Source organism: Gymnodinialimonas phycosphaerae (assembly GCF_019195455.1).
Lineage (GTDB): Bacteria > Pseudomonadota > Alphaproteobacteria > Rhodobacterales > Rhodobacteraceae > Gymnodinialimonas > Gymnodinialimonas phycosphaerae.
The window spans coordinates 3,933,855-3,945,485 of record NZ_JAIMBW010000001.1 but is presented as its reverse complement, the minus strand read 5'-3'; the positions used below and the strand labels follow the sequence as shown (position 1 = coordinate 3,945,485).

Genomic DNA, 11,631 nt, shown 5'->3' with positions numbered 1-11,631 from the left:
TTAAGCATGTGTGGGCTTAACTTAGGTTAACGAATGGTTAAGCCTCAAGTGCGGGATTCCGGACCTGCGTCTTAGGCGGTTTGTCTTGCGCCGTGACCGCCTTGCCACAACGGCGGAACCTGGCCTAGGTGGCGGATTATCCGTCAAGCCGCGCGGAAATTGCCGCAAGGCTTGCGCGCTCGGCGTCGCCCCAAGGGGCGGTCCGGGACCGGAACAGCGTCGCCTCAGAGCGATGGATCAACCCGTCGCCCAGAATGGCCAAGTGATTGGCCCGCAATGTTTCTCCGGTAGAGGTAATGTCGGCAATCGCCTCGGCGGTGCCATGGGCCACGGTGCCTTCGGTGGCACCTTGGCTGTCGACAAGCCGGTAGTCGGCGACGCCCTTGTCGCGCAGAAAATCCCGCACGAGCCGATGATATTTCGTGGCGATCCGCAAGCGATGACCGTGGAGTTTGCGAAAATCTGCCGCCACTGCGTCCAGATCATCCAGGCTGGTGACATCCACCCACCATGCGGGCACGGCGATGATCAGATCGGCGTGGCCGAATCCCATCTCGGCCACAACCTCGACGGCTTGATCCCAGGCGGGGATTCGCTCCTGCACAAGATCACTTCCGGTAACGCCCAAATGGATGCGCCCGGCGGCCAGCTCACGCGGGATTTCTCCCGCCGCGAGCAGGCGCAGCTCCACGGGCAGATCGGCAATCTCCGCGCCATAGTCACGGTCCGACCCGGTGCGGCGCATCTCGATCCCGCGGTCGGCGAACCACTGGAACGTCTTCTCCATCAACCGCCCCTTGGAGGGCACCCCCAACGTGATCATTGCGCGGCCTCCCGTGCGGCAAGCACCAGTTCAGGCCGGATCACCCCGCCGACGGCGGGGATTTCCCGGGGGTCTTCTCCTTGTCGGGCTCCCAATACGCGGGTCAGCGCGTCATAGCGCCCCCCGGTGGCGAGCGGCGGCTGGCCGGGCGTGGCCGAAAGGATGCCGAAGACGAACCCGTCATAATATTCCATCTGCGTGCGCCCGTATGAGGCCTCGAACGGGAGGGTATCGACGGCGACACCCGCGGCGGCCAGCGCCTCGACCCGGGCCGCAAAACGGTCGACCGCGCCCTGCAATCCCGGCAAGTCCACCGCGTAGTTCGACAGAATATTGGTGGCCTGCACCAAGGGGGCTTTCAGGGCCAGAAGCTCGGTCAGCACCTCGGCTTCCATCGCATCGATCATCGGCGCCTCGGCTTCGGCCTCCAGACGCGCAAGCCGCGCGTTGATTTCATCGGTCGTGCGCAGACCAATCGGTGGGCCCGCCTGCGCGATCATCGCCGCGAGGCCTTGCGCACGCGCGGCCGCCAGGTAGGCCTCCCGGCCATGGGGCGCAGGTGCCGCGCCGGTATAGCGATCCAGCAGCGCGCGGAATCGGCGCGGACGCCAGACGTGGCGGCGCAGGGCCGCCTTGCGGGCCTCGGTCGTGGACAGTGCCTCGATGGCCGCCAGGAGCACGCCGATATCGCCGGTGACTGCACGCGTCGGCACATCGGCCAGTGCCTTGGAGAACAGCGCGAACACTTCCGCATCGGCTTGCAAGGGCGCGGTGCGATCGAAGACCTCATACCCCACCTGCAAATACTCCGACGGCAGACCCGCGCCCACGCTTTGCATCCGAAAGACTTCGCCAAGGTAGGTGTAGCGCGCAGGCTCCGCCCCATCGCGCATGTGCATTTCGACCACCGGCACGGTGAAGTCAGGGCGCAGCATCATCTCGCCCCGGTCCGGGTCATGGGTCGTGTAGGCGCGCGCGCGGATGTCCTCGCCATAAAGGTCAAGCAGCGTGTCCGCGCTCACCAACATCGGCGCGTCCACCGGGACGGCACCTTTGAAAGTGGCCTGAAGCGCCTCGGCCTCGGCCCGTATGGCGGCTTTGTCCGTCACTGGTGGCGCGCGATGATGGCTTGAACCTCGGCCACAAGGTCTGCTGTCGCGACTTCGGTCTGGGCGGGTTGGGATTTCCACTCCTCCAAAGTGGCGTCTTGGGCCAGCTTCGCGCCAAGCACCAAGTCCTTCAACTGCACGACACCGCGCGCGGCCTCGTCCGAGCCCTGGATGATCGCCACCGGGCTGCGCCGCTTGTCCGCGTACTTCAACTGGTTGCCGAAGTTCTTCGGATTGCCAAGGTAGACCTCCGCCCGGATGCCCGCGTTACGCAGGGTCGCGGCCATGGCCTGATACTCCGCCATCCGATCACGATCCATCACGGTCACGATCACCGGGCCAGGATCCTCGCCCTTGAGTTTCCCCGTCGCATGCAGAGCGGCCAGCAAGCGATCAACGCCGATGGAGACGCCCGTCGCCGGAACCTCCTGCCCTGTGAAGCGCTTGACCAAATCGTCATAACGCCCACCGCCGGCGACCGAGCCGAACTGCACCGTCTGGCCCTTCTCGTTTTGGACGTCAAAAGTCAGCTCTGCCTCATAGACGGGGCCGGTGTAGTACCCGAGGCCGCGCACGACCGAGGGGTCGATGACGATGCGGTCGGGGCCATAACCTTGGGCGGCGAGGAGGTCGGCTATTTGTTCGAGTTCTTCGATACCAGCCGCGCCTCTGACTGACTCACCAATTAATTGCGACAGTAGACCAAAAGTCTCCTGGGCATCATCACCTTTAGATTGCAAGAACTGCCCAATGATCTGAGCTTGCTCAATCGTTAAGCCAACGCCATCAATAAAGGCCCCAGATTCATCAAGTCGACCCTTGGTTAGCAGCTGCCAAACACCCTCAATTCCTACCTTGTCGAACTTATCGATCGTCCGCAGGACCGCTGCTCGCGTGATTTCATCATCATCTTCAAGCCCCAAGGCCTGCAACACACCGTCCAACACCTTGCGGTTATTAACGCGCACCACGTAATCGCCGCGCTCGATGCCCACGGCCTCCAGGCAATCGGACAACATCGCGCAAATCTCGGCATCTGCGGCCACGGACCCCGCACCCACGGTGTCGGCATCGCACTGGTAGAACTGCCGAAAGCGCCCCGGGCCGGGCTTTTCGTTCCGCCAGACGGGCCCCATGGTGTAGCGCCGGTAGGGCGAGGGCAGATCATTTCGGTACTGCGCCGCGACACGGGCCAGAGGCGCTGTCATATCGTAGCGGAGCGCCAGCCACTTGTCGTCTTCCTCGAACGCAAAGACGCCTTCATTCGGGCGGTCCACGTCGGGGAGGAATTTGCCAAGCGCCTCCACCGTCTCCACGGCGCTTGTTTCCAGCGGGTCGAAGCCATAGCGGTGATAGACTTCGGCGATCTTCGACAGCATCGCCTGCCGCTCCACGACCTCCGCGCCGAAATAGTCACGGAAGCCCTTAGGCGTCTCGGCCTTGGGGCGGGGCTGTTTTTTCTGCTTGGCCATGGGCTAGGATGCCTTCAAATCGCGTCGCGCACCGTCTAACGGGTGGGGTGCGCCGGGGCAAGGAGGCCGATGGACATGTCAAAGACCGTAGAGATGGAAGAGCAACTGGCCCACCTGGCCAAGGCCGTGGATGATCTGTCCGACGTTGTCGCCCGCCAGGACGTTGAAATCGCCATTCTGACCCGCCGTGTCGAAATGCTGATGTCCCGTGAGGCAGAACGGGAAGTCGCCGGCAACAGCGGCTCCATCCCCTTGGCCGACCAGAAGCCGCCACACTGGTGAAGCGCCCCAGATCCTTGCAAGGATCTGTCCAATCCCTCGCAAGGGATTGTCAAAACTCTTGCAAGAGTTTTTGCGCGGCCGCCTAGGCTGGTGCAGGCATTGCAGGCGCGCGTGGCCGAGATCGTGTCAGGATGTAGATCATCACCGCCACGTTAAGCGCATTGAAGGCAATTCCGTTCAGGAACGCCCATTGATACGACCCCGTGACGTCATAAATGACGCCCGAAAGCCATCCCCCGACGGCCATACCGACAATCGTCGACATGATCACGAACCCGACCCTTGCGCCGGCCTCCCGCGCCGGAAGATATTCCCGCACGATCACCGCATAGGAAGGCACGATACCGCCCTGGCTGAGCCCGAAGATCATCGACACCAGGTACAGCGACGTCAGCCCTGAGGTCGGCAGGTAGAGAAACAGCGCCAGCATTTGCAGGGTAGAGCCAATCAACAGTGTCGCCACACCGCCCAATTTGTCGGCCATCACGCCGGACACCAGCCGGGACGCGACACCAAACAACAGCATCAGCGACAGCATCTCGGCCCCCACCGCCGGCCCGTACCCAAGGTCGACGCAATAGGCGACGATATGAACCTGCGGCATCGCCATCGCCACGCAGCACCCGATACCCGCCACCGCCAGCAGCGCCGTCAACGCCCTTGGGCTCAGCCCGGTGGTCCTTGCACGCGCCGCAGCCGCCGCTTCCGACATCGCCATCGCGCTTTCGGGCAGGCGGCGGCGCAGTAGCCAGGTGGCGGGCAACATCACCACGAGGCAACTCACGGCCAGGATAACATAGCTCGCGCGCCACCCGTCCGCCGCCAGCGTGCCCGCCAGCAGCATTGGCCAGAGCGCCCCAGAAAGGTAGTTCCCCGACGCCGCAATCGCGACCGCCAGACCCCGTCGCTTCAAGAACCACTGCGAGACATCGGCGATCAGCGGCCCGAAACTGGCCGCCGACCCGAAGCCGATGAAGAACTGCGCCAAGGCCAGAAGCGCCAGGGACGGCGCCAAGAATGCGGTCCCATAGCCCACGCCCATCAGCACGGCCGAACCCGCCAGCGACCATGCCAAGCCGTAGCGGTCCACCGCCCGCCCGATCAGGAAATTCCCCAGCGCAAAGCCGATCATCGTGACGGTGTAAGGCAAAGACGCGCTCGCGCGCCCCACCTCGAACTCGGCCTGCACATCAGGCAGGATCAGGATGATCGCCCACATCCCCGCATTGCCGATCAGCGACACCAGCAGCGCCAGCGCCAAGCGTCCCCAGGACGCGCGGGTATCAAGGATGCTTGATCCAGTCATGGCGCGACCCTAGAGCGCCCGCACGGGCGGGGAAACTGCAATTCCTATCCCCTTGAAAACGGCCACCCTCGACCCCGCTAGGGGCAAAACGTCTCGGCAGGTTTCCGGCCCGAAGCACGCGGCCCGAAATCGAGAATTGACACGGAACGAATGCCGCGCTCAAAAAGCGCCCATGAAAATCAAACGCATTACCCCCGCCTTCGCCCTTCCCCTTGCCCTTTGCCTTGCGGCCCCCGCAATGGCCGAGCCCGATTGCTCGGGCGGTGGCTACGCCGCCGACGCGCTTGTCGTGCCGGCCCCTGAAATTGGTGACATCGAAACGTCGACCCAATACGCCTGGGACGGTGGCGGCCGTCTGGTCGAGGTCTGCAACCTGCTGACCGAGGGCGCTGACTTCTTCGCCACCTGGTCGCTGTTCTCCGGCGAGATCGACGCCGTCTACCCCGGCATCTGCGTGTCGCTGACGAATACCCAAGGCGTCGAATGGTTCTCCTGCGCGGCCGCCGACGTGGTCGCCGCCGCCTTCGCCGCCGCACCGCAAACCGAGGCTGGCATCATCCGGTTCGAGGCATGGGAGCCTCAGGCACCGACGTTGCAGTAAACAGAGACGCGATCAACAAAGAAGGCCCCGCTGGTTTGCGGGGCCTTCTTTGTTGGTCGATCAGCCAGACGCACCGACAGATCATGAAACGATGCGATCAAGCGGTCTTGCGACGCCGCACGAACGCCAGACCACCAAAGGCTGCCGCAAGCAGCAAACCACCGGCGGGCAGGGGAATTGCCGCAAGCTGGAAAGAGTCGACGCCGCCGGACCCGAGCAGTTGGACCCGAAGCGTGTCACCCACGTTGAAGATCGGCGAAACCGATAGCGTATTGTACTGTGCCGTCTCGCGGTTGCCCCGATCATTCACAGGCCCGAAAAACTGAACGTTGTTGTGGAACAGCGAAATGATCGACCCGTCGATGGCCGAGAACCCCTCCAACGTGAAGGCCGGGCCGGACGTCAGTGTCATCAACAAACTGCCATTACCGGCGGCATCGTCATCCAGCGTGGCCGAAGCTTGCTGGCGGATCAGGATATTGCCGTAGACGCCGTTTTCGCCCTGAACCTGCGGTACCAGATCGCCGTCGTCGTTGCCGCCACAAGCGGCGACCAAAGGAGTGGTGTTGTTGGTGCATGCCAGCGAGTCGAACAAGTTCGCACCGCTGGATACCTGGCCACTTGTCGTAATTTGCGAGAAAGAGAATTCGCGATCGCCTACGATGTAGCCTACAAGCACATTGGGTCCCGAGAAAATCGCGGTATCGTTAGGCCCATCAAAATCAAGCGTCGTCGCTTGGGCGGCCATTGGCAGCGTTGCAAGCGCTGCTACCGCAAAGAATTGCTTAAACATTGGTTATCCCCAGATAGACACCAAAACATTGGTGCCAAATAAATACATACAATTCTCTTTAAATTATGACGTTTTACATCGTCAACCGCCTCGCCCGGAAAGAAACAGACTGTCCCCGTCAATGGGCTCAAAACCTGTCCAAAAGGATAGGTCAGGTGGTCACGGTTCCGTGAATATCTTCGGGCGCGAGACCCTTCGAGTAGGAGAAGCTGATTCCATCGACTTGCTTAGACGGTCTTTAGACAGAGGTTATAGCGCGTGCGTTCTTAGTCCTAACGCTTCAAACCTCCTCCACCATCACCACGCCTTCCAACGACCGCAAGGCCCCCTTGATCTGGGGTGACACCGGGAAGTTCTCGCCCAGGATCACCTCCACCTCCCCCGGCAGATCGGGGGCTATCAGGCACAGATGGATCGGACCTTTGGCGGCTTTCGCCCCCTCCGCAGCCGTACGCTCCATCAGGGATTCCACGGACACGATGCCCGCCTCGTCCTCGATGAAGACCCGCAGGCCGTTGGCTTCGCCCGCAATCGCGCCATCGACCGGTTGGATGGAGCGGCCCAGTAACTTCAGTTGATCCGCCTCCAGCGTCGCCTCGGCCTGGATGATCACGTTGTTGCCGGTCTCCAGGAATTCGCGGGACGCCTCCAGTGTGTCCGAGAAAATCGTGATCTCGTAGAGGCCCGTTGGGTCGCTCAGCGACACGAAGGCAAAGCGGTTGCCCTTCTGCGACTTGCGCTCTTGCTTGACGGAGACGGCGCCTGCCATCTTGGCCACGAAGGGGCCTTGCTGCACCCGGTCCTCCACCTCTTTCAAGGTCATCACCTTGCGGCGTTTCAAGGCAGGCATGTAGTCGTCCAGCGGGTGGCCCGAGAAGTAGAAGCCCACCGCTTGGTGTTCGGCGGCAAGCCGTTCGTTGGGCAACCAATCCGGGGCGGCACTCAGGCGCGGCTCGGGCAAATCCTCGCCCGCATCACCAAACAGCGACACCTGATTGGAGTTCGCCTGATCATGGATCGCGGCGGAATAGGCGGTCAGCCCGTCAAGGCTGTCGAGGATGCGGCGGCGGTTGCGGTCCAGCGCATCGAACGCCCCTGCGCGGCACAGCATTTCCAAGGACCGCTTGCCAACACGCTTCAGGTCCACCCGACGCGCCAGATCAAATAGCGTCGCGTAGGGCTTCACCCCCTGATCGGTTTTGCGCCCCTCCACGATCATCTTCATCGCCTCGACGCCCACGTTCTTGAGCGCCCCCAAGGCATAGAGGATCTTGCCATCTTCCACCGTGAACGTCGCCGCCGACCGGTTAACGCAAGGCGCAACAGTCTCGATCCCCATCCGGTCGACCTCTTGCTTGTAGACGGCGAGTTTGTCGGTCAGATGGATGTCGCAGTTCATCACGGCGGCCATGAATTCCACGGGGTGGTTGGCCTTGAGCCATGCCGTTTGGTAGGACACCACGGCGTAGGCGGCGGCGTGGGACTTGTTGAAACCGTAGTTGGCGAACTTGTCCAGAAGCGCCCAGGTCTCCAGCGCCTTGGACTCATCCACACCGTTTTCAGCGGCCCCCTTCAGGAACTTCGGCCGCTCCGCGTCCATCGCTTCCTGGATCTTCTTGCCCATGGCGCGGCGCAGCATGTCGGCCCCGCCAAGGGAGTATCCCGCCATTTCCTGTGCGATCTGCATCACCTGTTCCTGATAGACGATGATGCCCTGCGTCTCATCCAGCAGGTGGTCCACAGTAGGGTGCAGCGTGTCGCGCTTTGACAGCCCGTTCTTCACCTCGCAGAACTTCGGGATGTTCTCCATCGGGCCGGGGCGATAGAGCGCAACCAGCGCGATGATATCCTCGATACAGTCGGGCTTCATGCGCCGGAGCGCATCCATCATGCCGCTGGATTCCACCTGGAACACCGCGACCGTCTTGGCACTGGCGTAAAGGTCGTAGGACGCCTTGTCGTCCAGCGGGATCAAGTTGATCTGGTTTTCCGCCCCCTCGGGCGGCTCATAAAGCCGTGTCCCGTCTGGCCCTTCGTGCAACTGACGACCCGAGGCGTGGATCAAGTCAATCGCGTTCTGAATCACCGTCAGGGTCTTAAGGCCCAGAAAGTCGAACTTCACCAGCCCGGCAGGCTCCACCCATTTCATGTTGAACTGCGTCGCGGGCATGTCCGAGCGTGGGTCGCGATACAGCGGCACCAACTCGTCCAGCGGACGGTCCCCGATCACCACACCCGCCGCGTGGGTGGAGGCGTTGCGCAAGAGCCCCTCGATCTTCTCGGCATAATCCATCAGACGACGCGTCGGGTTCACGCGGCCATCGCGCTTATCCTGCTCGGACTCGCGCATTTCCTCGATGAAGCGCGGCTCATCCTTGATGGCTTGGGCGATGCTCACGGGCTTCACGCCCTCCACCGGGATCATCTTCGACAACCGGTCCACCTGCCCGAACGGCATCTGCAACACCCGGCCCACGTCACGCACGGCGGCCTTTGAAAGCAACGCGCCGAAGGTGATGATCTGCCCCACCCGGTCACGGCCATATTTCTCCTGCACATAACGGATCACCTCTTCCCGGCGATCCATGCAGAAGTCGATGTCGAAATCGGGCATCGAGACACGTTCAGGGTTCAGGAAGCGTTCAAACAGCAGGGAATAGCGCAGGGGATCAAGGTCGGTAATGGTCAGCGCATAGGCCACCAGCGATCCGGCACCCGAGCCCCGCCCAGGACCCACCGGGATCGCCTGATCTTTGGACCATTGAATGAAGTCGGCCACGATCAGGAAGTAGCCGGGAAACCCCATGCCTTCGATGATCTCCAACTCGAAATCGAGCCGCGCCTGGTATTCCTCTACCGATGCTGCATGCGGGATCACGCGCAGGCGCTCCTGCAAGCCCTCATTGGCCATGCGGCGCAGTTCGGACACCTCGTCGTCGGCGAACTTCGGCAGAATCGGGTCGTGCATTTCCGCCCGGAACGCGCAGCGCTGTGCGATTTCTATCGTGTTTTCCAAGGCCTCCGGCAGGTCCGCGAACAGGGCGGCCATCTCTTCGGGCGACTTGAAATAGTGCTGCGGCGTCAGGCGACGGCGCGGCTCGGACTGGTCGACGTAGGCGCCTTGGGCGACGCAAAGCATCGCGTCGTGGGCCTCGTAGATCTCGGACTTCGGAAAATACACATCGTTAGTGGCAACCAGCGGCAAACCCAGCGCGTAAGCCAACTCCACATGGCCGCGCTCCGTCAGTTTTTCTGCTTCTGGCAGGCCGTTTTCGCCGGGGTGACGTTGCAATTCCACATATAGACGGTCCGGATAGATCGCCGACAACGTCTTCAACATCGCCTCTGCCTTCGGCAATTGCGCCGCGCGCAGATGCTGGCCGACAGGTCCGTCGGGGCCACCGGACAGGCAGATCAGGCCGTCGGCATGCTCTGTCAGTTCTGGCAAGGTCACATGGGGGACAGAGCCGTCGCCGCGCAGGTACAGCGCGGAGTTCAGCTTCATCAGGTTCTCATAGCCCTTGCGATTCTGGGCCAATAGCACGATGGCGGCGGGCGGGCGCGGCTTCTCTCCGGGGGCGGCGACCTCGTACTCAACATCGATCTGGCAGCCAATGATGGGCTGTACCCCCGCTTTCTTCGCCATTTCCGAGAATTCGAGCGCGCAAAACATGTTGTTGGTGTCGGTCACGGCGACGGCGGGCATGCCTGCGTCGGCCACCATACCGGGCATTTTCTTCACCTTCATCGCGCCTTCCAGCAACGAGTATTCGGTATGGAGGCGCAGGTGGATGAACTTGGGTGCTTCGGTCATGGCGACAACGCTACCGCACCCCCTAGCGGCGCGCCAGCGCTCCACCACCTGATCTTGTGGATAAATAAACTTAGCCAAACGGCTATCTTTTGGCTACACCCCATGTTACTTATCCCTATGGCTAACCATCTAGACCACCTCTTCGCAGCCCTCGCCGACCCCACCAGGCGTGCCGTCATCGCTCAACTCTGCGAGGGCGAGGCGCCCGTCAAAGCGCTCGCACACCCCCATGCCATGGCGCTTCCCAGCTTCCTCAAGCATTTGGCACAATTGGAGCGTGCGGGCCTCGTGACCTCCCGCAAAGTCGGTCGCACCCGGATCTGCACCCTCCATCCCGAGGCGCTGGAGGCCGCAGACACCTGGATTGACCAGCAAAGAACCATCTGGACTGCGAAACTGGACCGGCTTGAAGCCTACCTGCAAAAGGACACCCCATGACTGACACCAAGACGCTCACATTCACGCGCAAACTGCCCGCCGACCCGGCCCGAGTGGCGACCGCCCTGACCAGCCCCGAGGCGCGCATGGTTTGGGGCACTCCGGATGCCGACATGGTCGTGCTGATCAAGGACCAGCCTGCCCCCGCCCCCGGTGTCCGCGAGATTTCCACCTGCTGGCCAGCGGACAACCCCTATGTCACCGTGCGCACCGACTGGGTCGAGATCACGCCCAACCGCATCTCCTACGCCGAGACGCTGGAGGCCGAGGGCGCGGCTTTCGCGACGTCTCTGGCGATCTTCGATCTGGCTGCGACAGGCACGACCACCGACCTGGACGTTACGATCTTCGTTGCCAGCTTTGCGGGCCAGGAAGTATTGCCCGAGGTCGAAGGCGGTTGGACCCACGCGTTGGAAAACCTCGCCCGTCACATCGAAGGCGTCACGACGTGACATCGCCCAACCTGCCCACGGATTTTCGCCCAGACCTCGACCTTGTCCTCGACCGCACCCTCACCGCGCCGCCCGCCAAGGTCTGGCGCTGCTGGACCGATGCGGACGTGTTGTGTCGCTGGTTCACGCCACCCCCTTGGCGTTGTGCCGAGGCCGTGATCGACCCCCGTCCCGGCGGACGCTTCTTCACCCGCATGCAAGGCCCCGATGGCGAAGACATGCCGTCCGAGGGCTGCTTTCTGACACTTGAGGAAGGCCGAAGCCTGTCCTTCACCGACGCGCTGTCCGAAAACTTTCGCCCCACCGGGGGCGGCTTCATGACGGCGACCGTCACGCTTTCCCCAAGTGGCACTGGCACCGCGTACCGGGTTGTGGTGCGTCACGCGACGTCCGAGGCCCGCGCCCAACACCAAGCGATGGGCTTCGAGGACGGATGGGGCACCGCCGCCGCGCAACTCGACGTCACCGCCCAAGGCCTGTGACGGGCAAGAACATTGCTTGATTATTGACGGCAAATGGTTTGTCCTAGCGCGCAGGTCAG

General features: G+C 62.5%; 11 protein-coding genes. 5 read left to right on the top strand and 6 right to left on the bottom strand.

The genetic code is table 11. The annotated features are described in order from the left end of the window. Positions 1–136: 136 nt before the first annotated feature. The 3 genes from hisG to hisS are packed head-to-tail and all read right to left on the bottom strand — an operon-like array spanning position 137 to position 3,404. On the bottom strand, positions 137–823 hold the full coding sequence (hisG, locus tag KUL25_RS19810; protein ID WP_257894465.1) for an ATP phosphoribosyltransferase: 687 nt from the start codon (positions 821–823) through the stop codon (positions 137–139). Beyond that, entirely contained in the window at positions 820–1,932 is a 1,113-nt protein-coding gene (locus KUL25_RS19805; RefSeq protein ID WP_257894464.1) for an ATP phosphoribosyltransferase regulatory subunit, read from the bottom strand. The genes hisG and KUL25_RS19805 overlap by 4 nt, the downstream gene beginning before the upstream one ends. After that, the gene (gene hisS, locus KUL25_RS19800; RefSeq protein ID WP_257894463.1) at positions 1,929–3,404 is read right to left on the bottom strand and encodes a histidine--tRNA ligase; all 1,476 of its coding nucleotides are present in this window, start codon (positions 3,402–3,404) and stop codon (positions 1,929–1,931) included. The genes KUL25_RS19805 and hisS overlap by 4 nt, the downstream gene beginning before the upstream one ends. Before the next feature lie 75 nt (positions 3,405–3,479). Between hisS and KUL25_RS19795 the strand changes: the two genes are divergently transcribed. After that, a complete protein-coding gene (locus tag KUL25_RS19795; RefSeq protein WP_068355152.1) occupies positions 3,480–3,686 on the top strand; it encodes a SlyX family protein in 207 nt (68 codons plus the stop codon). Positions 3,687–3,768: 82 nt separating this feature from the next. Here KUL25_RS19795 and KUL25_RS19790 read toward each other — a convergent pair whose 3' ends face one another. Beyond that, a complete protein-coding gene (locus KUL25_RS19790; RefSeq protein WP_257894462.1) occupies positions 3,769–4,992 on the bottom strand; it encodes an MFS transporter in 1,224 nt (407 codons plus the stop codon). 172 nt (positions 4,993–5,164) lie between these two features. Between KUL25_RS19790 and KUL25_RS19785 the strand changes: the two genes are divergently transcribed. Next, on the top strand, positions 5,165–5,593 hold the full coding sequence (locus KUL25_RS19785) for a hypothetical protein (protein ID WP_257894461.1): 429 nt from the start codon (positions 5,165–5,167) through the stop codon (positions 5,591–5,593). 97 nt (positions 5,594–5,690) lie between these two features. Here the strand turns inward: KUL25_RS19785 and KUL25_RS19780 are convergent, their stop codons facing one another. Continuing rightward, positions 5,691–6,386, bottom strand: coding sequence for a VPLPA-CTERM sorting domain-containing protein (locus tag KUL25_RS19780; RefSeq protein WP_257894460.1), 696 nt, complete (start codon positions 6,384–6,386; stop codon positions 5,691–5,693). A 280-nt stretch (positions 6,387–6,666) separates the two neighbouring features. After that, a complete protein-coding gene (dnaE, locus tag KUL25_RS19775) occupies positions 6,667–10,200 on the bottom strand; it encodes a DNA polymerase III subunit alpha (protein WP_257894459.1) in 3,534 nt (1,177 codons plus the stop codon). 117 nt (positions 10,201–10,317) lie between these two features. On the opposite strand from dnaE, the gene KUL25_RS19770 reads away from it, so the two are divergent. Genes KUL25_RS19770 through KUL25_RS19760 form a run of 3 tightly spaced genes read left to right on the top strand, consistent with a single transcriptional unit; the run spans position 10,318 to position 11,572 of the window. Next, positions 10,318–10,638, top strand: a complete 321-nt coding sequence (locus KUL25_RS19770; protein ID WP_257894458.1) for an ArsR/SmtB family transcription factor — start codon at positions 10,318–10,320, stop codon at positions 10,636–10,638. Further along, positions 10,635–11,090: an SRPBCC family protein gene (locus KUL25_RS19765; RefSeq protein ID WP_257894457.1), complete on the top strand. Its 456-nt coding sequence runs from the start codon at positions 10,635–10,637 to the stop codon at positions 11,088–11,090. Before KUL25_RS19770 ends, KUL25_RS19765 begins: the two co-directional genes overlap by 4 nt. Further along, the gene (locus tag KUL25_RS19760; protein ID WP_257894456.1) at positions 11,087–11,572 is read left to right on the top strand and encodes an SRPBCC family protein; all 486 of its coding nucleotides are present in this window, start codon (positions 11,087–11,089) and stop codon (positions 11,570–11,572) included. Before KUL25_RS19765 ends, KUL25_RS19760 begins: the two co-directional genes overlap by 4 nt. Positions 11,573–11,631 lie beyond the last annotated feature (59 nt).

Excerpts from the sequence above, each read along its gene's own strand:
- hisG (WP_257894465.1), bottom strand. The coding sequence starts at position 823 with ATGATCACGTTGGGGGTGCCCTCCAAGGGGCGGTTGATGGAGAAGACG.
- hisS (WP_257894463.1), bottom strand. The coding sequence starts at position 3,404 with ATGGCCAAGCAGAAAAAACAGCCCCGCCCCAAGGCCGAGACGCCTAAG.
- KUL25_RS19795 (WP_068355152.1), top strand. The coding sequence starts at position 3,480 with ATGTCAAAGACCGTAGAGATGGAAGAGCAACTGGCCCACCTGGCCAAG.
- KUL25_RS19790 (WP_257894462.1), bottom strand. The coding sequence starts at position 4,992 with ATGACTGGATCAAGCATCCTTGATACCCGCGCGTCCTGGGGACGCTTG.
- KUL25_RS19785 (WP_257894461.1), top strand. The coding sequence starts at position 5,165 with ATGAAAATCAAACGCATTACCCCCGCCTTCGCCCTTCCCCTTGCCCTT.
- KUL25_RS19780 (WP_257894460.1), bottom strand. The coding sequence starts at position 6,386 with ATGTTTAAGCAATTCTTTGCGGTAGCAGCGCTTGCAACGCTGCCAATG.
- dnaE (WP_257894459.1), bottom strand. The coding sequence starts at position 10,200 with ATGACCGAAGCACCCAAGTTCATCCACCTGCGCCTCCATACCGAATAC.
- KUL25_RS19770 (WP_257894458.1), top strand. The coding sequence starts at position 10,318 with ATGGCTAACCATCTAGACCACCTCTTCGCAGCCCTCGCCGACCCCACC.
- KUL25_RS19765 (WP_257894457.1), top strand. The coding sequence starts at position 10,635 with ATGACTGACACCAAGACGCTCACATTCACGCGCAAACTGCCCGCCGAC.